Annotated in this window: 18 protein-coding genes and 2 tRNA genes; 13 read left to right on the top strand and 7 right to left on the bottom strand. The window is 58.6% G+C overall.

Annotated elements, in window-relative coordinates:
- Positions 1 to 11: 11 nt before the first annotated feature.
- Complete coding sequence (locus BM337_RS02015) at positions 12 to 464, bottom strand: DUF5814 domain-containing protein (protein WP_089813407.1); 453 nt, start codon at positions 462 to 464, stop codon at positions 12 to 14.
- Positions 465 to 568: 104 nt separating this feature from the next.
- On the opposite strand from BM337_RS02015, the gene BM337_RS02010 reads away from it, so the two are divergent.
- From BM337_RS02010 to BM337_RS02000, 3 genes are all read left to right on the top strand, one after another.
- Positions 569 to 639: transfer RNA gene (locus tag BM337_RS02010), tRNA-His, on the top strand.
- A gap of 105 nt (positions 640 to 744) precedes the next feature.
- Positions 745 to 1,584 carry an HNH endonuclease gene (locus tag BM337_RS02005; protein WP_089813405.1) on the top strand — a complete coding sequence of 280 codons (840 nt, stop codon included), beginning with the start codon at positions 745 to 747 and terminating at the stop codon, positions 1,582 to 1,584.
- A 204-nt stretch (positions 1,585 to 1,788) separates the two neighbouring features.
- Positions 1,789 to 2,265, top strand: coding sequence for a hypothetical protein (locus BM337_RS02000; RefSeq protein ID WP_143117619.1), 477 nt, complete (start codon positions 1,789 to 1,791; stop codon positions 2,263 to 2,265).
- 37 nt (positions 2,266 to 2,302) lie between these two features.
- On the opposite strand, the gene BM337_RS01995 is transcribed toward BM337_RS02000, so the two are convergent.
- Positions 2,303 to 3,493: a site-2 protease family protein gene (locus BM337_RS01995; protein ID WP_089813401.1), complete on the bottom strand. Its 1,191-nt coding sequence runs from the start codon at positions 3,491 to 3,493 to the stop codon at positions 2,303 to 2,305.
- Between the two features lie 109 nt (positions 3,494 to 3,602).
- Here BM337_RS01995 and BM337_RS01990 point away from each other — a divergent pair, with 109 nt between their 5' ends.
- Complete coding sequence (locus BM337_RS01990; RefSeq protein WP_089813399.1) at positions 3,603 to 3,971, top strand: cupin domain-containing protein; 369 nt, start codon at positions 3,603 to 3,605, stop codon at positions 3,969 to 3,971.
- A gap of 113 nt (positions 3,972 to 4,084) precedes the next feature.
- Positions 4,085 to 4,468 (top strand): hypothetical protein, encoded by a 384-nt coding sequence (locus BM337_RS01985; RefSeq protein WP_089813396.1) that lies wholly within the window; start codon positions 4,085 to 4,087, stop codon positions 4,466 to 4,468.
- A gap of 16 nt (positions 4,469 to 4,484) precedes the next feature.
- Here BM337_RS01985 and BM337_RS01980 read toward each other — a convergent pair whose 3' ends face one another.
- Positions 4,485 to 5,867 carry an outer membrane protein assembly factor BamB family protein gene (locus tag BM337_RS01980; protein ID WP_089813394.1) on the bottom strand — a complete coding sequence of 461 codons (1,383 nt, stop codon included), beginning with the start codon at positions 5,865 to 5,867 and terminating at the stop codon, positions 4,485 to 4,487.
- Positions 5,868 to 6,048: 181 nt separating this feature from the next.
- Between BM337_RS01980 and BM337_RS01975 the strand changes: the two genes are divergently transcribed.
- From BM337_RS01975 to BM337_RS20380, 6 genes are all read left to right on the top strand, one after another.
- Positions 6,049 to 8,091, top strand: coding sequence for a DEAD/DEAH box helicase (locus BM337_RS01975; protein ID WP_089813392.1), 2,043 nt, complete (start codon positions 6,049 to 6,051; stop codon positions 8,089 to 8,091).
- 702 nt (positions 8,092 to 8,793) lie between these two features.
- Positions 8,794 to 11,019 carry a hypothetical protein gene (locus BM337_RS01970; RefSeq protein ID WP_089813390.1) on the top strand — a complete coding sequence of 742 codons (2,226 nt, stop codon included), beginning with the start codon at positions 8,794 to 8,796 and terminating at the stop codon, positions 11,017 to 11,019.
- A 176-nt stretch (positions 11,020 to 11,195) separates the two neighbouring features.
- The gene (locus BM337_RS01965) at positions 11,196 to 13,079 is read left to right on the top strand and encodes an SLC13 family permease (RefSeq protein ID WP_089815511.1); all 1,884 of its coding nucleotides are present in this window, start codon (positions 11,196 to 11,198) and stop codon (positions 13,077 to 13,079) included.
- A gap of 240 nt (positions 13,080 to 13,319) precedes the next feature.
- Positions 13,320 to 13,390, top strand: a tRNA-Pro gene (locus tag BM337_RS01960).
- A gap of 22 nt (positions 13,391 to 13,412) precedes the next feature.
- Complete coding sequence (locus tag BM337_RS01955) at positions 13,413 to 14,012, top strand: hypothetical protein (RefSeq protein WP_143117618.1); 600 nt, start codon at positions 13,413 to 13,415, stop codon at positions 14,010 to 14,012.
- Positions 14,013 to 14,114: 102 nt separating this feature from the next.
- Positions 14,115 to 15,074, top strand: coding sequence for a hypothetical protein (locus BM337_RS20380; RefSeq protein WP_143117617.1), 960 nt, complete (start codon positions 14,115 to 14,117; stop codon positions 15,072 to 15,074).
- A gap of 706 nt (positions 15,075 to 15,780) precedes the next feature.
- Here BM337_RS20380 and BM337_RS01945 read toward each other — a convergent pair.
- Together BM337_RS01945 and BM337_RS01940 are read right to left on the bottom strand one after the other, a co-directional pair.
- A complete protein-coding gene (locus tag BM337_RS01945) occupies positions 15,781 to 16,155 on the bottom strand; it encodes a hypothetical protein (RefSeq protein WP_089813386.1) in 375 nt (124 codons plus the stop codon).
- 93 nt (positions 16,156 to 16,248) lie between these two features.
- Positions 16,249 to 18,381 (bottom strand): AAA family ATPase, encoded by a 2,133-nt coding sequence (locus tag BM337_RS01940; RefSeq protein ID WP_143117615.1) that lies wholly within the window; start codon positions 18,379 to 18,381, stop codon positions 16,249 to 16,251.
- 110 nt (positions 18,382 to 18,491) lie between these two features.
- Here BM337_RS01940 and BM337_RS01935 point away from each other — a divergent pair, with 110 nt between their 5' ends.
- On the top strand, positions 18,492 to 19,949 hold the full coding sequence (locus BM337_RS01935) for an AIPR family protein (protein ID WP_089813383.1): 1,458 nt from the start codon (positions 18,492 to 18,494) through the stop codon (positions 19,947 to 19,949).
- 89 nt (positions 19,950 to 20,038) lie between these two features.
- On the opposite strand, the gene BM337_RS20375 is transcribed toward BM337_RS01935, so the two are convergent.
- A complete protein-coding gene (locus BM337_RS20375) occupies positions 20,039 to 20,335 on the bottom strand; it encodes a hypothetical protein (RefSeq protein ID WP_143117614.1) in 297 nt (98 codons plus the stop codon).
- A 119-nt stretch (positions 20,336 to 20,454) separates the two neighbouring features.
- On the opposite strand from BM337_RS20375, the gene BM337_RS01925 reads away from it, so the two are divergent.
- Positions 20,455 to 21,390 (top strand): DNA adenine methylase, encoded by a 936-nt coding sequence (locus BM337_RS01925; RefSeq protein WP_089813378.1) that lies wholly within the window; start codon positions 20,455 to 20,457, stop codon positions 21,388 to 21,390.
- Here the strand turns inward: BM337_RS01925 and BM337_RS01920 are convergent.
- Entirely contained in the window at positions 21,387 to 22,436 is a 1,050-nt protein-coding gene (locus BM337_RS01920; RefSeq protein WP_177227111.1) for a restriction endonuclease, read from the bottom strand. The two genes, BM337_RS01925 and BM337_RS01920, sit on opposite strands and share 4 nt — an antisense overlap.
- Positions 22,437 to 22,754: the final 318 nt, after the last annotated feature.

The following is a 22,754-nucleotide window of genomic DNA, read 5'->3' as shown; positions in this document are numbered from 1 at the left end:
CGGGGAGGATGTCAAACCAGGTCGTCCCGTTTCTGGCGCGCCTTCGCTGCGACGTCTCCCTGCCCGTCGACTTCCGCCAGCGCCTCGACCGCCTCCAGCGTCCGGATCGAGTCGTCGAGGAAGTTCCGCACGTCGCCGGGATAGGCGTACAGCATGTAGTCGTCGCCCATCACGTCGACGACGCCCTGAGGCCCCAGGCCCTGCTCGCGGAGTTCCAGCAGGTAGCGGGTGAACTTCCGCTCGGCACAGCCGCAGTGGGGGTTGGCCTGGCAGTCACAGTCCAGGAAGTCCTCGGCGAACTCGAGGACCCGGTCGCGACTGGCCTCGTTGAGCTTCGCCAGCCCCTCGCCCTGGAACAGGATGTCCAGGGTCGCGCCCTTGAACGCACCCTTGGGGAACGACGTCTCCAGCTGTGAGGCGAGCTGGCGGTGGTTCTTGACGTATATCTTGTCCGTGATGGCCACGCTTGCACGGGGAAAGGCGGTCCGGGTGCAAAAGCCTCTCGAAGCGGGGGTGGAGTCGTAACGTATATTTATCTCAGCCGGTTATCCTCATATGCTTCAACGTGTCCGGGTTGGGGTAGTGGCATCCTACAGCCCTGTGGCGGCTGTGAGGCGGGTTCAATTCCCGCACCTGGACCTAGACAACTTTTGCCGCTAAGTTTCCGGCGAGGTTTCCCCCGCACCGTTTTACTTTCACCGCGCTTGGGGAGTTTTTAATTTCTCGAAGGTATGCTGGAATAATATGGCGGAACACACGTGTCCGACCTGTGGTGATCAGTTCGATAGCAGGCGTGGACTGGGCGTCCATCACAGCGCTTCGCACGACGAGCGCCTACCGAATCGTGAGTGTGAGGAGTGTGGTGTCTCGTTCTACAGCGACTACGCGAAGAAGTACTGCTCGTCTGAGTGCCACGATAGAGCAGTCTCGTACGATGGTGAGAACAATCCGAACTACCGGGGTGGGAAGGAAACCACGGCGTGTGAGATCTGTGGGGCTGACTTCGAGTACTACCCCAGTGAGAAACCGGGGAAGTTCTGCTCGACGTGTGTCGAAAGTGAGTCGTGGCGAACGACGCCCCATCTCGAAGGCGATGCGAATCCACGCTGGAAAGGGGGGAAACGACAGTACACGTGCGACGTCTGCGATGTGTCGTTCGAACGGTACCCGAGTGGCGTCTATGGCGAGGCGACGCTCTGCTGTCGTGACTGTCTCGCAGAGTGGATTTCCGAGGAATTTACGGGAGAGGGACATCCAAACTGGCGTGGCGGTGGGAACGAAGCGTATGGATCAGGCTGGGACCAGGTTCGCAGTCAGGCGCTCGAACGGGACGAATACGCCTGCGTTATTTGCGGAGCCGACGCTGAAACGCTGGGCCGTAATCCGGACGTTCATCACATCATTCCGGTTCGAGTCTTCGTCGAGTCGCCAGTGTTTTCGATGGCAGACGCCCACACCCTCGACAACGTCGTCTCCCTCTGCATCGCCTGTCACCGCCGCGCCGAGTTCGGCCACTACTCGCGGGCGGAACTCCGGTGGCGGGCAGGCGTCCTGCGCGAGCGGAGGGAGCGCAGGGCTCGATAGACGAGCGGAGTGAGTCTATCGGCGTCCGAGCGACACCGTGCTGAGAGGCGGAGTACGGATCAGATACGTACCAGTTGTTGATAATTTCGGCATCCAGTGGCAGTGAGACCGCAGTACTGCGGCGATATTGTCCTCCCCGCCACACCTATAGAAATCCAGATAGTTACCACCCGGAGTTAAGGTGGACGAGAGTAATCACCGTCTGTGCAGTCACAGACACGAGTCGCGGTACTGCAGTCGATTTTGCTGGTCGTCACGCTGTCGCTCGTCGGGGTGCCGGCCCTCGCGGGGACCGCTGCGCAGTCACCCGAGATGGACGGGACTGTCGCCGCGAACGCGGAGGCGAACGCGACGGACGGTGGCAACGAGTCGCTGGCCGGCGAGACGGTCACGCTCCACGTATCGGGCGGTGAGGGGACTGAACGGGTGTTCTCCTTCCACGTGAACGAGAGCGGGGGGATCGAGGGGCTCGAACGCGGCGCGCGCGAAGACGCGACGGTGACGCTGCGGACCGACGAGAAGACGTTCGAGCGAATCGCGCACGCATCGGACCCGGAGCGAGCGTTCAGAACGGCCATCGAACGGGGTGACGTCGAGACGCGGATCGCCGACGACGCGGCCGACGCCGAGTGGGACGTCTTCGAGAGCGTCGAGGAACTCGCCCGGTCGCTTGGCCTCTGAGCGCGGGCAGTAGCTGTTTTCGCCGCCGTCGCCTCCCTCAGGACTGGGGTCGGAAGACGGCGGCGTCGCTCTCCTCGGCGCCGTTCTGGTAGTTCGGACTCGATTTGATGATCGTCAGCGCGGTCATGATGTCGGTCCGGGTGAGCAGGCCGAGGAATCGGTCGTCGTCGAGGACGAGCAGGCGACCGACCTCGTTGTCGTCGAGTTCCGTGAGCGCCGTCATCACGTCGTCGTCGGGCGAGACGGTGAACAGCTCGGTGGTCATGACGTCCCTGACGCGGTAGGCGTCGCGCTCGACGTCGCGCACGGCGCGGGCGTCGTCGAGCGTCACGAGGCCGACGACGTCGTCGCCGACGGCGACGGGGTAGCCGGTGTGGCGCTCGCGGAACATCGTCCGGATCAGTTCGCTGACGCTCGTCTCGGGGTCGACGGTGGTGACCCGTTCGGCGGGCGTCATCACGTCGCGGACGGTGACGCCCTCGAAGGCGGCCCGCATCACCGTCTGGCGGGACTCGCTTTCGGCGCCGATGTAGATGAAGAATGCCAGCCCGATGAGCAGCGGGTTAAAGGGCGGAATCAGGCCGAAGAGACCCAGCAGGATGGCGAACCACTTCCCCACCTCGGCGGCGAGTTCGGTCGCCCTGGCGAACGGACGGTTGCGGGCCAGCAGCGCCCGGAGGACTCTGCCGCCGTCCATCGGGAACCCGGGGAGGAGGTTGAACGCGGCGAGTGCGACGTTCATCAGCGCGAGGTAGCCCAGCACGAAGCGGGCGGCCTGGAACCCCGTCTCCGCCGACCCGGGGACGACGACGAAGGCGACGTACGAGAGGACGCCCAGCACGACGCTGACGATGGGCCCGGCGATGGCGATAGTGAGTTCCTGGCGCCAGTCCTCGGGCATCTCGGTCAACTGGGCGATGCCGCCGAACAGCCACAGCGTGATGGAGTCGATGGGGTAGCCGTAGCGCCGGGCCACCAGCGAGTGGCCCAGTTCGTGCAGGACGACGCCGGCGAACAATCCGACGGCGGCGGCGACGCCCAGGACCCACGGGAGCGAGCCAGTGGTGAGCACCGCCGCGTCGAGACCGGCGCCGGCCCGGTTGAGCAGGTCGACGGTCTGGGTGACCTGCGACCCGATGATCCACGCGAAGATGGGAAGGACGAGCAGGAAGGTGAGATCGAGCTGGATGGGGATCCCGAACGCGCTCCCGATACGGAACCGTCGCATGCGCGAGGCTAGAGCGGGGACGGTCTTAAGCCCCCTGTAGAGGACAGATTCCGGCCGGTCGAGGACGCCGGTCGATACGCCTTTCGGGCCCGGAGGCGAACAGGCGTGCATGAGCGACCCACTCGTTCGCCGCGCGGAGGACGTCGAGTACGAGGACGTCGGCGCCGCCGACGGGATGGCCAAGGGCGTGCTGGTGGGGGAGGATCAGGGCGCCCCGAACCTGGCGATCCGCCGGTTCACGCTCGAACCCGGCGGGTCGGTCCCGAAACACACCAACGAGATCGAACACGAACAGCACGTCCTGGCCGGGAAGTACACCGTCGGAATCGAGGGCGAGGAGTACGAGGTGGAGGCCGGCGACAGCCTCCACATCCCCGCCGGCGCGGTGCACTGGTACCGCAACGACGGCGACGAGGAGGGTGCGTTCCTCTGTGCGGTCCCGGCCGGCGACGACGCCATCGAACTGGTGGAGGAGTAGGCCGCCGGTCGAGCAAGACTCCCCCGTGTGTGGGCGCGCGGTAACGACGTTATTATACGATCAGGTCGCGGTGGAATCTAGCCGAGGCGACGGCTCACCCGGTTCGACCTGCAATGACATCGAAGAACCCCGCGATTGAGATCGTCACGACGGGATGTGGACTCTTCGTCAGTCTCGGGCTCGTGACCGACGGCTACCAGGAGTTCGAACGGGGCGCCCCGATGGCCGAGTGGGTCCCGCTGCTGTCGCTGGGTCTGATCGTCGGACTGTTTCTGGTCGCGATGGGAGTCGCATCGCGCGTCGGCGAGGACCCCGAGACGACTGAGGGCTTCCCACTCGCTCTCCAGGCCGCGACCGGGACCTTCGTCCTGACCACTGCGGCCGGCGTAGCGTACGTGACTGCCAATTTCACGGCTATCCTGAGCTGGGGGCACGTGGTCATCGGGTTCGGCGGGCTGCTGGTGATGGGCTGGGCGTGGCTCCGAACGGCCTCGTGAACGATGGGGTGTCCGCTCATTCCGCCGGCCCGAACGCGTAGAGGCCGTCGACGGCGTTGACGAAGAGTGCGCCGTCGGCGACGACCGGCTGGGACTCGACGCCGCCCATCACCTGGTCGCCGCCGACGACTTTGTCCGGGAAGTCGTGACGCCAGCGCTCGCTGCCGTCGGTCGGGTCGAGGACGACCAGGGGCGCATCGAGGCCGATGGTCCCGGCGTAGACGGCGTCGGTACCGACCGCCACCGACTGGACGGACTCGCTCTCCGAAGCGGGGACGACCTGCCAGTCGACGCTGCCGTCGCTCGCTGCCAGGGCTGCCAGGGAGCGCCCCGCGCCGACGTAGACGGTCTCGCCGTCGACGGCGAGACCACGAGGCCGGCCCTCGAAGTCGCGCCGCCACCGCTCCGACCCGTCGGCCAGTTCGAGCGCCTGGACGTAGTCGTCGCTACTCGCCACGTACGCCGTGCCGTCCACCGCAACGGGCGTCGTGAAGGCGTCCCCCGCTACCTCGGTCCGCCACCGTTCGCTCCCGTCCGCGAGCGACAGGCCGAGGACGACGCCCGTACCGTCCCAGCCGCCGGAGGCGACCGCGACGGTCCCGTCGGCGACAGCGACGCCGTTCTGGCGCTTCGGCGGTTCGACCGACCACCGTTCCTCGCCGTCGTCGAGCGCGTAGGCGCGGACCGAGGGGCGACGGACGTACTCGCCGGACTGGCCGTCGACGGAGCCGGAGAACGGAACGACGACGGCGTCGTCGACGACGGTGGGATCGGTCGGGCTGTCGTCGCCGACGTCGACGCGCCAGGCGGGGCTGCCATCCGCGACGTCGAACGCAGCGACCTGCCCTTTCACGCAGGTTATCACCCGTCCGTCGGCGAGGGCCGGCCAGCCGCGGCTCGCGTTCGGTAGCGACTGCGTCCACTCGATCCGGCCGTCGCTGGCGTCGCGAGCCACGAGTGCGGGCGGGCCGTCGACTCTGTGGACGAGCGTGTCCTCCTCGGGGGTCGGCGTCAGCGTGGGTCGGTCACTGGTGTCCTCGCCGAGTTCCGCGTAGTGGAACAGCCGCCCGTCGGCCAGCACCGGTGGGCCGCTGCGGATCCGCCGGAGGTGCCAGTACGGTTCGCCGTCCTCGGGGAGGCCAGTGGCGGCCGTGACGCCCGTGTGGCCCGCTTCGGCGCCGAACTGCGGCCAGGTGCCGGCGGCGTCGAGAGGCTTCGGGGAGCGTTCCGTCGCCGTCGGTCTGTCCTCCTCGTCGGTCGGCGCCGTCGTGGTTTCGTCGGTGTCGGGGCCGTCGGTGGGAGTACCGGGCGCGTCGCGGTCGCTACAGCCGGCGAGTGCGAGCGGGGCCGCTGCCGCGACGGCGCGGAGGGCACGCCGTCGGGGCCAGGGGTCGGGCATGTGTCTCGACGCAGAGGTCTACTGTCGGAGGGTAAGTGCTTTCCGTGCGCTCAGGCCAGTTTTTCACCGTTCGGCCACACACAGGGCAGTTGTGAGCGAGCGGGGCTGCAGTGTGTTCCCCGTGATCGTCCCACATAGCCAGTCCGAACATCTCAAGTAGCGCAGCCTCCTCGATACGGCTGTGTCTCAGCAGGTCGCGCAGGTGGACACGCTGTTCCTCCACGAGCGAGGGGACGACTACCGGGTGGCCGTCCAGCGGGACGGCGATCGCGTGTTCCACGGCGTGCTCGAATGCAAGCAAACCGACGCCGGGCCCCGTCCCCGGCGGCTGCGGATCAAGGACGGGTCCAGCGAGGAGCTGCGCAGCCCGGACCAGTTCGTCGAACTGGCCCGCCGAGCGGAGCGCATCCACGTCTCCCAGCAGACCTCACCTGCGGGTCGCGAGGAGATTCGCGAGATGCTGGCGGGCTACCAGCTGGAGTGTACCGTCGTGCGGACCTGTCGCTTCTGTGCCTCCAGCGGCGAGTACTCGCCGATAACTTCGAATACTGCGATCGACGCCGACGGCGAGTCCATCTGTCCGGACTGCGCGAAGGCCGAACTCGACCGGGAACTGGCCTTCAGCGGCGGGATCACTAGCGACGCCAGGGACCGCCTGGAGGACCTGCTGCTTGAGGTGCAGGATCTAGAGCGCATCTCGAACCTCCTGAAGGGGAACCTCGACCCCGATCTCACGAAATTCGACGAGATTTCGGCGACGACGGACGACGTCGACCCGGTCCGCGTCGACTCGCTGGACCTGCACCCCGGTATCCAGCAGCACCTGGAGGGACGGTTCGAGCACCTCCTGCCCGTCCAGAGCCTCGCCGTCGAACACGGCGCCACCGACGGCGAGGACCAGCTCGTCGTCTCGGCGACGGCGACGGGGAAGACCCTCATCGGCGAGATGGCCGGGCTCGACAGGGTCCTGAATGGGAAGGGGAAGATGCTCTTCCTCGTGCCGCTCGTGGCCCTGGCCAACCAGAAGTACGAGAAGTTCCAGGAGCGCTACGGCGACATGGTCGACGTGACGCTCCGGGTGGGCTCGTCCCGCGTCGGCGGCGACGGCAACCGCTTCGACCCCTCCGCCGACGTCATCGTCGGCACCTACGAGGGCATCGACCACGCGCTCCGGACGGGGAAGAACCTCGGTGACATCGGTACCGTCGTCATCGACGAGGTCCACACGCTGGGCGAGGAGGAGCGCGGGCACCGCCTCGACGGGCTGATTTCCCGATTGAAGTACTACTGCGAAGAGAACCCCGGCGCGGACGGCACCCAGTGGATCTACCTCTCGGCGACCGTCGGCAACCCCGGCCAGCTGGGCGACCAGCTCGGCGCCAAGCTCATCGAGTTCGAGGAGCGGCCGGTGCCCATCGAACGCCACGTCACCTTCGCCGACGGCCAGGAGAAGACCGACATCGAGAACAAGCTGGTGAGGCGGGCCTTCGACAGCAAGTCGAGCAAGGGCTATCGCGGCCAGACGATCATCTTCACCAACTCGCGGCGGCGCTGTCACCAGATCTCCCGGAAGCTGGCGTACGATTCGGCCCCCTACCACGCCGGGCTGGACAACCGCAAGCGCAACCGGGTCGAGCGCCAGTTCGCCGACCAGGAGATCGCCGCCGTCGTGACGACGGCCGCGCTCGCGGCCGGGGTCGACTTCCCCGCCTCCCAGGTCGTCTTCGACTCGCTGGCGATGGGTATCGAGTGGCTCACCGTCCAGGACTTCTCCCAGATGCTGGGTCGGGCGGGTCGGCCGGACTACCACGACAAGGGGACGGTGTACCTCCTCGTCGAGCCCGACTGCTCGTACCACAACAGCATGGAGATGACCGAGGACGAGGTGGCGTTCAAGCTCCTCAAGGGCGAGATGGAACCCGTCATCACCACCTACGACGAGTCCGCCGCCGTCGAGGAGACGCTCGCGAACGTGACCGTCGGCGGGAAGGCCGCCAAGCGGCTCAACGACCGCATGGTCGGCGAAGTCCCGACCAAGCACGCGCTGGGCAAGTTGCTGGAGTACGACTTCATCGACGGGCTGCGGCCGACGCCGCTCGGCCGCGCCGTGACGCGATTCTTCCTCGCCCCGGACGAGGCGTTCGCGATTCTCGACGGGGTTCGGAAGGGCGATCACCCCTACGACGTCGTCGCCGACATGGAACTCCGTGACGAGTACGAGTGACTCTCTGTTTAGTCCGGGAACGTTTTCGGGTGATCGCTAGGCGTTGGTGATCTGGCTGAGAGTAGTGGAAAGTCATCGATCCGCGCTCTCGGCGTCAGTGCCAATACCGCAAACAGTGGAAAGCCCTCGGCGGGCTCCAGTCCCGGGGCTTGCTGCGCTCCTCACTGCGTTGCGGTGCTTACTGCGCCCGGGTTCCCGGAGCCCGCCTCGCCCTTTCAGTCCGCCAGGCCCGCTACCGCAGCCCTGCCCTTCCCCTGGTCGCGCGATAAAACGCGCTCCCGGCCGGGCAGTTGCGGAGCGGTCGGGAAGCGTGATTCGCGCCGGACGGCGCGAATTCGGGGAGGAGTGGTGGTTCCAATCGCGAGCGCCTTCATGGCGCGAGCAATGCTGACACTGGTGGACTGAAAGGGCGAGGTACGGTCGACGATGCCGGACGAAGCAAGCACCGCAGCGGAGCGAGGAGCGCAGCGAGTCCCGCGAGTCGAGCGGACCGAGGGCTTTCGAGGTGTTTACGGTTCCTATCCAGACGCTTGCAACCGGGCCGAGGGATTTCCTCAATTTGTAGCTTCAATGTCGGCGATTAGCAGTCGAACCGATGTCGCGCCATCGTTCGCAGCAGATCGCTGTACAGACCACTAGCCTAGATTTCATATCCGAGAAATCGGGAGATAGTTTCTTGTGTGCCGATGAAATGGGGGAGATATGGGCGTGTTCGACTTTCTCCCCGGTCGGGGTGGGGACGGCGAGGGGGCATCGTCGTCCGAAGATGCCGCGACCAACGGAGAGGGGACCGGGGGAACCGACCGAATCGAAGACCTGACGCCGGCGGACTTTCGCGAGCGTGCCGAGACGCTGGCGAAGCGTTCGGACGTGCCGACGCTGGATTTCACCGTCGACTCGCTGGCGGCGCTCGACGACCTGGCGACCGGGTCGGTGGGCGGCATCGGCGAGGTCGCCTACGGCAGTTACCTCGGCGAGACCATCGTCCGCGAGTACGGCGGCGAGTGGACCGACGAGGACGGCTGGCAGGTGGCCGTCGCGCTGGCCGACGACCGGACGACCGTCGCCGTCTTCGACGCCGCACGGATGTCCATCGAAGGCGACCCCGTCTTCAGCAAGGTCACGGCCCGACTGGAGGCCGAGGGCGCGGTGCGGATGCCCGACGTCCCCGGAAACCCGCCGGACCCCGAGGAGGCAGCCCCGAAACGGGACGTGAGGACCGACTCGACGGCGAGCGATGCGGGCAGCGAACCCGCGACCGAAACCGCTGTCACCGACGACCCGGCGGGCGACGAAGCGGACGGTGGGACGGCCAGGGACGAAGACGGCGGTACGGCCGACGAGGACGCCACGGTCGTGACCGACGGCACCGCCGAGGACAGCACCGCTGTCGAGGCCGACGCCGGAGCTGGCGACGTCGGTGGGCCCGAGACGGACGTCGGGGCCGACATCGGGGACGACGCGGACTCGACGGGAATCGACGGCGTCGGTTCGGACGACGTGGCGTTCGGCATCGACGACGGCACGGCCGGCGACGACGATGACGACACCGACGACCGAACCAGCGTCCTGCCCTTCGGCGGGTCGAGCGACGCGACGGGATCCGACACCGAGGACGACTCCGAAGCGTCGATGACGACCGACGACGGCCCGTCGGGACTGGCGACCGACGACGAGACCGGTGCCTCAGCGGGGCTCGCGGACGAAGTGGCCAGCCAGGTAGCCAGTGACTCGGCCGTCGGCGACGTGGCGCCGGAAGGCGACGAGGAGTCGTCGAGCGACGACGCGGCGGGCATCGACGTGGGCGCTTCGAGCACCACCACGGCCGACGCGACCGACGAGAGCGGACCAGTCGGGAGCAATCCAATCGAGAACAGTCCAGACGGGGACAGTCCAGACGGCAACAGTCCAGCCGGGAACAGTTCAGCCGACAACAGTCCAACCGGGGACAGTGCAGCCGGGAACAGTCCAGACGAGAACAGTCCAGCCGGGAGCGATCTGGGTGGCGCCACCTCCGCGAACGCCGACGCGCCCCGTGGCGACACCGACGGGGAGGACGAGCCGACGGCGCCGAAACGGTACGTCCTCCGTGAGGCCGCGGAGGAACTCGCGGACGGCTGGCCGTCGCGGGACCTCGATTTCACCCCGGCGTCGCTGCCCCGGCTCGACACCTTCGTCGAGGACCAGTGGGACGGTCGGTTCCGCGCGAGTAGCCTGGCCGACCGGACCGTCGACCACGAGGACACCGGCGACCCGCTCGCCCAGCTCGGCACCTACTACGCCGAGGTGCTCGTCCGGTGGCTCGACGGCGAGTGGGTCGCCACCGACGACGGCGAGGGCGCCATCGAGGTGCCCGACGTCGGCGAGAAGGTCGAACGGGTCGCCGTCTTCGACGTCGCCCGGGAGTGTCTGATCCCGCCGTCGACGTTCGCCTACCGCTACGACGCGCTGGTCAACCGACTGTACGCCGACGAGGAGCCCGTCAGCGACGGCCGCGCCGACGTGTTCGACGACGACCGCGCCTCGCTCACCTCCTCGGACGTGATCACGCAGTTCGCCGACACGGCCGACGAGTTCGTCGAGTCCTGGCCGAAGTACCCGCTCGATTACTCGCCGCGGTCGGTCCGGGCGCTGGACGAGATTGCCCAGCGCCAGACCAGGGACTGGGACCCGGCCGGCGTCCCCCTGGGCGACGGCACGGACCCCGAGTCACTGCGCCTGACCGCGCGGGCGACCGCGGCCGGCGCCTACTTCGCGGCCGTCCTGGTCAGGCACAGAGACGCCCAGTGGCGGATCGACGGCGACGACGTCGAACTCGTCGTCGCCCGGCCCGCCGGCGAGCGAACGGTCGACCCCGTCGCCACCGCCGCCGACGCGCTTCGCGGCCGAGACAGTTTCCTCGACACGTACGCGAGCCTCGACGACTGACTGGCACACGCGGTCCCGTCGAGGTACACGCGGTCCCGTCGAGGTACACGCAGTCCCGTCGAGGTACACGCAGTCCCGTCGAGGCACACGCAGTCCCGTGGATAGCCCGAATCCCCACCTTTTTCGTCGCTGCGGGCGCCTCATCTGACGTGCCACTCGCAGCCGTCACGCCGGAGATGGCCTTCGTCTTCGCGCTCGTGGTGGCCTCGCTCGTCCTCTTCGCCACGGAAGTCGTCCCCGTCGACGTCACCGCCATCGGCGTGATGGTCGCGCTGTTGCTCGCCGAGCCCGTCACCGTCATGCTGGCCGACGCTGGCCTGATCGCCGGGCCGCTGTACGTCCTCCACCAGCCCGGCGACGGCCTCTCGCCCGTCAGTCAGGGCCTGTCGGGCTTCGCCTCGTCGGCGACTATCACGGTGCTTGCGATGTTCATCCTCTCGGCCGGCGTCCAGCGCACCGGCGTCATCCAGATGCTGGGTGCGATGATCGCCCGGTTCACCGGTGACGACGAGACCCGTCAGCTCGGGGCCACCATCGGCCTGGTGGGCCCCATCTCGGGCTTTATCAACAACACCGCCGCCGTCGCCATCCTGCTGCCGATGGTCACCGACCTGGCCCACGAGGGCCGCACCTCGCCGTCGAAGCTCCTCTTGCCCCTCTCGTACGCCTCGATGTTCGGCGGGACGCTCACCCTCATCGGGACGTCGACGAACATCCTCGCGAGCGAACTCGCCGGCAACCTGGCACGGCAGAACCCGGCCCGCTACGGCGCGCTCCGCGAGTTCACCATGTTCGAGTTCACCCAGCTCGGCGTCGTCGTCCTCGTCGTCGGCACCATCTACCTCATGACGGTCGGCCGGTGGCTGACGCCCGCCCGCATCAAGCCCGAATCCGACCTCACCGAGGAGTTCGAGATGGCCGACTACCTCACCGAGGTGGTCGTCCGCGCGGACTCGCCGCTGGTCGGCGACACCGTCCGCGACGCGCTCATGGCGACCGACCTCGACGTCGACCTCGTCCAGCTGATCCGCGACGAGGAGGTGTTCCTCGAACCGCTCGGTCCGAGGGTCATCCGGGCCGGCGACGTGTTCGCGCTCCGGACCGACCGCGACACCCTCGTCGAGTTACTCGACACCGAGGGGCTGGACGTCGTCCCCGACGCCATCCTCGACGAGGACGACCTCGAGGCCGCCGAGGAGCGCCAGAACCTCGTCGAGGTGGTCGTCTCCCCCGGCTCGTCGCTCGTCGGTAACTCGCTGGTCTCCGCCAGCTTCCGCCAGCGCTACGACGTCTCCGTCCTCGCCCTGCGACGGGGCGGCGAGCTCATCCGCCGCCGGATGGACGAGGCCGTCCTCCGCGTCGGTGACACGCTGCTGGTCCAGGGGACCGCCGACAGCATCGACCGGCTGAACAACAACCCCAACTTCATCGTCGCCCAGGAGGTCGAGCGACCGGACTTCCGGCAGTCGAAGATTCCCGTCGCCGTCGGCATTGTGGCGCTGGTCGTCGGCCTCGCCGCGGTGACGCCCATCCCCATCGTCGTCTCCGCACTCGCCGGCGCGCTCGCGATGGTGCTGACCGGCACCCTCCGGGCGACCGAGCTGTACGACTCCATCCAGTGGGACGTCATCTTCCTCCTCGCAGGTGTGATTCCCCTTGGCCTGGCGCTCCGGGAGACCGGCGGCGCCGGCCTGATCGCCGACATGCTGGTGCTGGCCGCCCCCGCCCTGCCCGCTCTGGTCGTCCTCGGCCTGGTGTACGTCGTCACCGCGCTGTTGACCAACGTCATCTCCAACAACGCCAGCGTCGTCCTGATGATCCCGGTGGCGGCGGAGGCCGCAGTGCAACTGGGCGCCAACGCCTTCGCGTTCATCCTGGCCGTGACCTTCGCCGCATCGACGGCGTTCATGACGCCCGTGGGCTACCAGACCAACCTCTTCGTCTACGGCCCCGGTGGCTACCGGTTCATGGACTACGTGAAGGTCGGCGCGCCGCTGCAGGCGGTCTTTGCGGTGGTGACGACTGTGGGAATCGCCTTCTTCTGGGGCCTGACTCCGTAGGAGAATTTGGGTGATTGACCGCCTCTACTGCTGGTGCCAACAACAAAGGAAAGCCCCCGGCCGTCTGGACGAACCCCGGTCCAATGAGCACCGCAGGCGAAGCCGAGGAGCGCAGTTGTGGCCGCGGGAGTCCAGACGGCCGCCCCTTTCATTCCCGCCCGGCGTGGATCGTGTCGGTCGGTATCGTGGACTGATCTGCAACGAAACGCTTTACCTTGCGAAGGATGGACGTGTTAGTGCGGGACCATGGGTTAGTGGTATACTTCGAGCCTTGGGTGCTCGTGACCCCGGTTCGAATCCGGGTGGTCCCATTCGATTTTGCGACGAACGGACGTGAGGAGTAAATCGATCAAGAGCCGCCGGATTCGAACCCTGGAAGTCGCAGCGGCCGAACGGAGTGAGGCCGACCGTCTTCCTCTGGTGAGAATCCGGGTGGTCCCACTGAACTTTTCACGGCACTCACGTTCGAACGGCGCGTATGCGCCATTCACACACTACGATATCGGGACGACCGTGAAGGCTGCAGAAGCTGCGGAGTGTGGGCTGGGCGAGACGATGGGCGCATTCATCGCGTGGGCCGCCTGCCACGTTGTCGACGTGAACGACGACCATGAGGCCCAGATGACGCTCCGCTTTGATGGGACGAAGACGGTCACGAAGGCCGGCGAGTCACTCCGCAAGGGATTCCGGGTGTGGACAGACGCCGGACTGCCAGAAGAACGGTTCCGACAGGCAACCGTACGGTTCCCTGACGGGAGTGTCGGCCAGGCTTGGCGGTTCCTGAACACCGGGTTGCGCCGGGTCAGGATAGAGGCATCACTGTTCTACACACCGAACACACCACTATTTTCGCCTCTTTCTCGCCGTCCCAGCCACGGTGACGATCTCGAGGAGCATGGACTGGCCACTGAGCCAAGAGCCTGGCCGCTTTGAATCCAACCCGGTGGGTTGTATTCCGCTTTAGAGGTGTGGCTAAGGCCACGAATTTAAAATACTACCCCACAAACAAACGGCAGGTACCCAGAACAACCAGCTATGACATGGAATTTCGTCCGGCGCTTCAAGGATATTGATTTCAGATCTTTCACAGACCTGAATGTGTCTTATTTGTCATTCATCTTAACTACATTGGCAATAACTACTATAGCAGTTTTACTTTCAATCGGCGGATACCATTGGCTGGACTGGACTGCGGACACTACCCAATTGTATCTTCGTGCTGCTGGAACACTTGCAACAGTATTACTTGTCGCCGCCAACCTCGCCGTTCTCAGACATAGTTTGAGAGTTGACAAAAGAGAGCGCTACCAGGATATTGCTGAGGATATCATCTCAGATCATTTGGTTCCTATGAAATCAGCACTGGTATCTAATCTAAATTCTCTTCACGACAGTACTGTGCGATGGGATAATACCTCTACCCCGGAACCATTCCAGAATCCATTTGATGCAGGGACTGCATCACATTCGCTGAGCCATATATTTTCCCAAGCCTACCCAGAATTCACTACAGAGATTCGCGAATTGTACTCTGACTTTGTTTCATACAGTATAGATGCTAGAAGGGTTTCAGATGATCTGGAGCCAGTGATTAAAAGGATATTACGACAGACTGAGATTCAAACAACCGGTGTCCCTTATGATGCAGATGAGGAACCCCCGTATCATGAAATCCAAGATCGCGACGGGTTAATTGTGAATATAACCTCTGGGGATGACGCCCCTGAATTTGATACCGATGATCTTATATCGAATCTAATTGCGGGGAACACTCCCAGGCAAAATGAATATGCTCTAGCCTTTTGGTTATCATTCACCTCCCACTTTAGAGATCAAATGCATGAGAACCATCCTGAGTTACTGGAAAGATTTGATGAAATGAAGGGAGAACAGGAGGAGCTAACCACTGAAACCGACGATCTTATTCGAGAACTTGATGGGACAATTCAGTATATAAGAACAAATCCTGATTATATTTCCCCCGAAACAAGCTAGTCATTTTCCATCCGCATTTGTTTAATCATATCATCGTAGAGTTGACTTTCCAAATATGTCTGCAATGGGGAGCTTGCTTTGGTGGCATTCCGGTGCGCTCCACCGCCATGCCAATTGAGTTTAGGAAGCCTTGATGAATGGCGCATTTCCATACATACTACCTGTATGCCCCTTCCCCGGATTCGATAGACGGCAAATACGTACCAACCCTTTTCTCGCCTGAGTTTTTGGTAATAGGTCGAATAGAGCTTGAAAGTCCCGGGTTGCCTATCTGCGTGCCGATACATCGTGCTCTTGATCTCGATAGGTGCCCCATCACCGCGGCGCGCATCATGCCAACTAGATCGGTCAAGTTTGAGTCCATATCACTCGGCTGCTTTCCGTTCGCAGAGCGTCCCGTAGTGGTTCGCTTTGTGTGACCGACTCATTGGAGATCGCGCGCTCGTCGCGCGTCATATATATCACTCCTCCGGCCGTCTTCGGGCGATTGCCCATGGCTGGCGCACGCTCGCCTCCGGCGAGCGTGCCATGGGCCTGCACTTTCCAGTACGCCGGGGGTGGTGCAACGTGCAACGCCGTGCGTCGTACTCCAATCATGCGATTAGGTTCTCCACTCGTTGCACCGCATCGACGTACTTGCCGTCCTCCTTGTACCGCTTCCACCGGCGAGAGCAGGTAGAGGGTCCCACAGCGTCTTTTTCGCCAGTTACCGGTACGCAACGGGGCCCTCTTGCTCGCGCTCATTGACGATGGTCCACATCGCGACGTCCTCGACGGCGTCGTCGTACTCGACGTCCTCTCCGGACCAGCTCCACGACGTCGGTTCCTTTTCGTCGTACCGCCAGTCGTTCTCGGGAATCCCGGTGACCGACATGATCGGCCGGTGGCCGCGACGGTTTCGGACGTCCTGGTAGAATGTGGCTTCCTTGAGTCCCTCCTTGTGGATGGCCGTCCCGAGTTCCCGAATCAGTGGGTGGACGTCCTTGCCGTCGTGGCCGATGACGATGAGCGACCCGCCGTATTTGCGAATCTTGTATGCCAGCGGCCCCAAGATATTCGCAGATACTGTGCTGGTCCACATAGTGACAATTGGAGACAAAGGGTTGAGATAGATGATCAGAAATGGATTTAACTTAGCTAGTAGAGCAAGAGAGATATATATCTGATAGCTATGTCATCCTTCGCTTAGTTCCGAAGATAGTTTGTTAATAACCCGTTCAAACCTCTGTTCTGTTTCTTCGTACTCTCTGTCTCCTTCTCTAAGGGCAGTTCGGAGAGTGGAGGTGATATTGGTTGATAATTCCTTTTTAAAAGCATCTATGTCTAGATCTTCGTCATCGAGTTCATCATCAAGAATATCCATGATGGGCTGCTCTGTGACGTCTGCACGCTGAAGAATCAAGCTTTCATCTAAAATTCCCCCAACTATATCGTTGAGAGAGGATACAAGCAGTTCCGTTTCGATTAAATCTTCTACTTCAATAGGATAATCAACTTCCAAGTCCTCCCATTCTATGTCTCGATAATACAGAGTCCGATCCTCCATCCAATCGTCGAATTCTTGGCTAGCCTTGTCATCATCTAACAATAATACATGTTCTACTTCTTCAGCATTTAATATCCGTGACAAAAATGCGATTCGATCCCCGCCACCTACGACAAATCTAACCTGTTCATCGAGGTGTTCCCTGTCTTCCTGGAAACTGAAGAATTGATTGAAAACTTCCAAATATAGCTTATCGCTCTGACCTTCAACTAGAATTGTTTTCTTTCCGCCAAACAATGAGTCCGAAAGTGTCCAACCCAATGCATCTCGCGCGGTCGAAAGTAAATCTATCTGAGATTCCTCGTCTCTTGCAGAGCCCAAATCAGTCGTTACAGATGTTCCAGTTTCCCCACTATACTTGACGATCCGGAGCTGTTGTGGATTTCTTTGATCAACTAATACCGGTGAATGGGTGCTATAGATAATCTGTGCTTCTGGAACAACGTAATATAAGGCACGGTACAATTTCTTCTCAGCCTCTGGATGGAGATGAATGCCGGGGTCGTCAAGTAAGATAATTCCACGCTTGTCAGTTGCGTTGCCCTCTGCAAGAACGGACAAAAGAAAAGTTAAAATCCATCGCATACCGTCGCTCCGCTGGTCTAAAGGCACAGGCTCCTCATCACCCTCGCCCAATCGCAGTTCCACGGTGGTGCTTGTTAAATTGTAGCTGACTGAATATGGAGCGTCAGAAACCGCAGGCAATTCATCAATTCCTTCTCGCCTTGAATAATCAAAAGCCCAGAAAGCATTGAGATAACGCTCTAACTCATCGCATGCGTATTCCAGATCGTCTTTCAGTTGATCTGATTCAAATGAATTGTAACTATCCAAGGCGATAGAGCCGAGTCGAAATAGCCCGTGTAAAACAGGGGATTGTCGGTCTTCAAGAATATCATATTTTGGTCTGGCAAGGGATATTTCCATTTGGTCAATTATAACAGGCAGGCTCCCTAGCGGATTGCTTTCACTTGTGACTTCAGCTAATGTTGTTCGTAATGTAGATGCCTGAGAAGCTACCTCAATGGTTGCAGGACCAGCTGAAATTTCCCCTTCGCTGCCTGAATAGATGTCCTCGTCTGAGGGGATGTTACCATCATTCTGGTCCCTGAATTGATGTTCAACTCTCTCTAAACTTTCCCGGACATCTGCTGGAGTACTGACCGGAAAATCATCACCCAGAATCTCACTCAAGCGAGGGTTTTCTTGAACATCATGAAGAAATTTCCGCCCTAATGTAATTAGGTCATTTTCCCGCTTTTCGAGAAAGTCTTCCAGGGGCATTGGATATTCCTCCAATAAATCTTGCTCTCTATGACCCCAATCTCCAGAACTCGGAGTGAACGATAAAAGATGATCCCCACTGGCATAACGAACGATCTGAACTTTAGCCTGTTCTAAGAGCGGACCGGCTTTAAGTTCATCAAATTCATCATCAGTCGTATCCCTTGTTGGGGGAATATCAATGAGATCTGAAGTTACATATGGCTTGTTTAGCCATTTAATCTGGCTTTTAGCTTCTTCTGAAAGGGTAGTGGTAAGTAATTCAACGTCATCATATGAATTCGGATCATATTGGTGTACATTGCTTAACTCATTTGGGACCAAAGGACGCTCATTTTGGAACTTGGAGATACTTTTCAGGACGTTCGATTTGCCAGCTTCATTTGCCCCGATAAGGATAGAGATCCTGTCATCGACAGGCAGAGTTGTAGATTCCCAGATCGATCGATAGTTCTGAATAGTAAACTCTTCTATCATACCCAGGGTATAGAGACTCAATTCTTGCACCTCCGATAAAAAGTTGAGGACTATATCGGCTGTCGTTCCCAAAATTATAATTTCTCTGGGCAGAAGGAGCTAGTATTCCTATGAGCGACACCGATAACAATTCTTCAAAACTCGCTGCTAAGGAGCCTCCTTGTGAGGTCACCCTCTCTCATCTCAGAGACGAAAATTTTGGTCTCACAAAATATAGTGCCAAGTATGATATTCATCACTTCTACGTTCGCTGTAGTGAGTTACAGCATGCAGATCTTCCATTAGAAGCTAATCCACGCGAACCAGAAGTCACAACACAAGTTAAAGCGATGAAGCAAACTCTACAAAGCGAGCCCACTGAGTTTGTAAATAGGAACAACGGGATTGTTGTACTTGCTTCTTCAGTCAAGAGCTCTAATGGCGAAGTCAAGCTTGGCTTTGAGGAGGGAGAAGGAGTCTGTAACGGTGGCCATACATTGCTAGCAATCAACAAATATACTGATAATAAGAAAGCCATTGCTCACTTAGAAGTCATCGAACTCAACACCCCAGACGCGACATCGACTCACCGGCAGAACCAAATTGCCAAGATCGCCGATGCGCGAAACAATAATAACCAATTGCAAGAGCGCTCTGAAGCGAATTTCTTAGGATATTATGACGATTTCAAGAGCCAATTGATTGATCAAAACCTCGTGCATTGGCATGAAGGCGATTCAGATGCGAATAAGTATGCAATTGATGCATACCAATTCTTTCGCTTACTAAAATCGTTAGATGTGAAGCAATATGGCCATCCACTTTACGATCAACGGGGAAAGAACCACAGCTCATTAGCAACTAGCGTAACTCGAATTCACAATAAATGGAAGAAAAGAATGGATGAGTGGCAAATGGAGAACGGTGAAGACTATAACCGCCCACTTCAGTATCTAACTCCCTTTGTAAACGATGTTTTCTTTCTGAGAGACCTAATTTCACACCACCTAGAATACTACGAATATCCAGGAGGAATAAGACGAACTGCGCTCTTTCAGGACTATATTAAATCAGACAATCGCGATCTCGTGTTCAACAACTTCGAAAATGCGGAAGGATTCAAACTCACTTCACCCCTAGAAGTCCTAATGGTGGGGTTGTTCCGTTCCAACATTTACTGCTCGACCAGTGACGTCGAAAATACAAACTTAGTTGGTTGGTTCCGCGACCCGGTACGGCTCTTTGAACAACGTAGTCTTGAGGTTTTAAACAATCTTCAAGGAGATTACAAGGACAGCGGTAAAGATTCGAAAAATTTCATTAGACTCAATGGACCATTTACGCATGGCCTATATAAACATGGCATGAACCAAGAAGTTACAGAAGCACCGGAGCATGTGTACGAAGTTAAAACAGGTCAGAGGTATACAACTGCAGATAATTGGGAAAATGCATCTCATGGGCTTGTAGTAAACCGTGATGTGGATAGTTCAGATGTGCTACAACCGAAGAGTGAAGCACCATCAGAAGCAGAGCCAATGAAACACCAGCCTCTGGATGAAGCGTATCACTATACAAAGCCAAAGTAATCACCTACCGTGAGATCGTGATTCTGATGGGTTAGTTCCCCATTCAATCAGGATGGTAAGGATCAGGGACAAATAGCTGGATCAAGAATCTAATCCTCTACAATCTTTCGTATATCTAACCTCATCACACGATCCTCAAGACACCGCAAGGAATCCAATTCATTGCGGAAGCAGTTATCTACAACACGCATTGACTCCTCATCCAACTTCGATTCCAAGCCAGCATACAATCTAACCATTCCCTCGATTTCCTTCTGAATACTTTTCATCATCCCTTCATTGTATCTCCTTCTTAGATAGATATCATGGCTAACGAAATCTTTTGGATCGTCCGGAGACAGGTTAGCTTGTATATCAAAATCAGATAGAGGATTATCATTGGTCATGATATCTTACTTGTTCTATCATACTTCGAGCTTCTAGCTACTATTATAACTTTGGAACAAATCGATAGCTAGCTACATAGTACGTAGATTTAAGATCCTGGGATCCTGTGAGATAAACAATGCCGAAGCCGATCCTCAAATGGGCTGGAGGAAAAAGACAAATTCTTGCTCAAATACGTGGTCACTTTCCTCCGGAAGAGGACATTAATTCTTACCATGAGCCATTCTTTGGAGGAGGCGCAATTTTCTTTAGAGAGACACACAAGGATACCGCCTCCATAAACGATGTTAATACTCGGTTGATGAATTTTTATGAGATAGTGAGAGAAAGACCCGGTGAATTAATTGAGATTCTTTCTGGCTTTGACCATCCTGAATCGGAACCTGATACGTCTCGACCATATTCAAAACAAAGTGAGAGTGGCGATAAGATTGACAATTACTACTACCAACAGAGAGAGCTCTTTAACCGCCGTCCGCGAGATCTCGCTTTCGATGAAGTTGAAGAGGCTGCTTTGTTACTATATCTGAACAGGACTTGTTTTAATGGCCTATACAGAGAGAACCAGTCTGGAGAATTTAACGTACCATGTGGTTCGTATACTAATCCAGATTGGGTCCAAGAATCACGAATCAAAAAAGCAAGTAAGGCTCTCAAAGGAGTGGAAATATATAATGAAGATTTCTCCTATATCATTGACCAAGCTAAAGAAGGCGATCTAGTTTATTGCGACCCTCCATATGATCCGAATGGAGAAGCGTCCACCTTCTCGGAATATAGTTCAGGAGCATTTGGCAAAGAAGAGCAGGAACGGTTAAGAGACGTAGCCTTGAAATTGAATGACAAAGGGGTCAATGTCGTCATCTCCAATGCCCCATCAGTGGGAGAGATATATCAGGCATTCAATGAAGATGGTTTCCGTGTGAGCCGTGTAGGTGCAAAGAGATCGATAAATTCAGATGGAGAGAGTCGCGGCGAAGTCAAAGAAGTGATCATAACAAACGCAATAGAAATGAGAGAGCGGGATACCCATCTCACTGAGTACACCTTCTAGAAGTCAGTGAGATCCATCTTGTAGTATTCAAACCAGACCATCCCAGATTCCATTCGTTTCACATCTGGATGGCGACCAAGCCATTTACCAACGGTGCTAGTTCGCCTCCGTACTGTGGTTCCTGTCACCTCAGTATTTTCACGAATGATTTCTTCTACCCTTGATCTTGGGATTTTGTACTCTTCTTTCACTTCAGATACAATTTCTTCGATGATATCTACCCTGCTAATGCGTTGGGCAAGATGGTCAGAGGCCAATTCTTCCTTTCCAGTTGATCGAAGCGAGACATATTCATCCCCTGCTTCTGTAAGACTCCACCTACGCATATCAAGACTATCTTCATTGGATTTTCCTTCTTCCAAGTACCCCAAGATCTGCCCTGCCGTAGTATAATAATCTGCTTGACGGGGTGTCCAATTGTCCTCAGTTTCCCGGGCTAAATATTCGGCAATTTCGGGTTTATATCGGACTCCATTTTTAACCGCCGTAAGCGTTAATCCAAGAATGAAGTCCGAGTCTGCTTGTGGGACTTGCCAGGAAGGAATCAAATCTCCAGAGAATTTTTCGAACCGGCCCCAAAATTCTGGATCGATAATGTATTCCTCACTATCCTCCCCAGGCTGCTGCTTAACGCCAAGTTCATTGTCCAACATCAGCTCGGCAAGCTCCTCACCGTCTATCAATTCTAGAGAGAAACTGTCAGTATCATTTACTTCTGCAATCGCATCCGATGTAAAAGAAGAAGTAGTGATTAGCGTCCCAAATCTACATCCGCCGCTCTGAAGGGACCCAGCAAGACCTCTTACGGCTCCCGACGAAACTTTACTGTCGTATTGCTTCACTTGAACCCCAAACTCACCATTATAGAGCTTTCCACCGACAAACCCTCGAACATCAATCCCTCCATCCTTGCTACGCCGAGTTGTTTCGATTCCTTCTGGTCTTTCGATCTCCTCAATAACTAACTTACAGAGATGTTCAAATTGCAAGGGATCAACCTCATAATTTCGCTTCATTAATTCTTGAACTGCTTCGGATCGGTTCATAGCCATAGTCGTACCAAAGAAGCGTGTATCCCCATCCATATAATATTGCTTCAGAGCTAACAAGACATCCAGTGTACGGGAGAAATTCAATGGATCCACCGTTATACGAGATTACCCACTACTTGGCATTAAGAAATTGAAGCGGAAAGGTAGGCGCAAGAACAGAGATTATCCGAGGATCTATAGGCTGAAAACCTTCACTGAAGCAAACTGGAAAGAGTTGGTAGCCTTTGTCGCCGTTACTATTATGCTATACTTGGGCCTCGCCGGCGGTATCTGATTCTGGAGCTTCGATTGTAGTGGTGAGTGAACTCTAGA

Origin of the sequence: Halomicrobium zhouii (assembly GCF_900114435.1) — an archaeon.
Lineage (GTDB): Archaea > Halobacteriota > Halobacteria > Halobacteriales > Haloarculaceae > Halomicrobium > Halomicrobium zhouii.
This window is presented reverse-complemented; position numbering and strand designations above follow the sequence as displayed.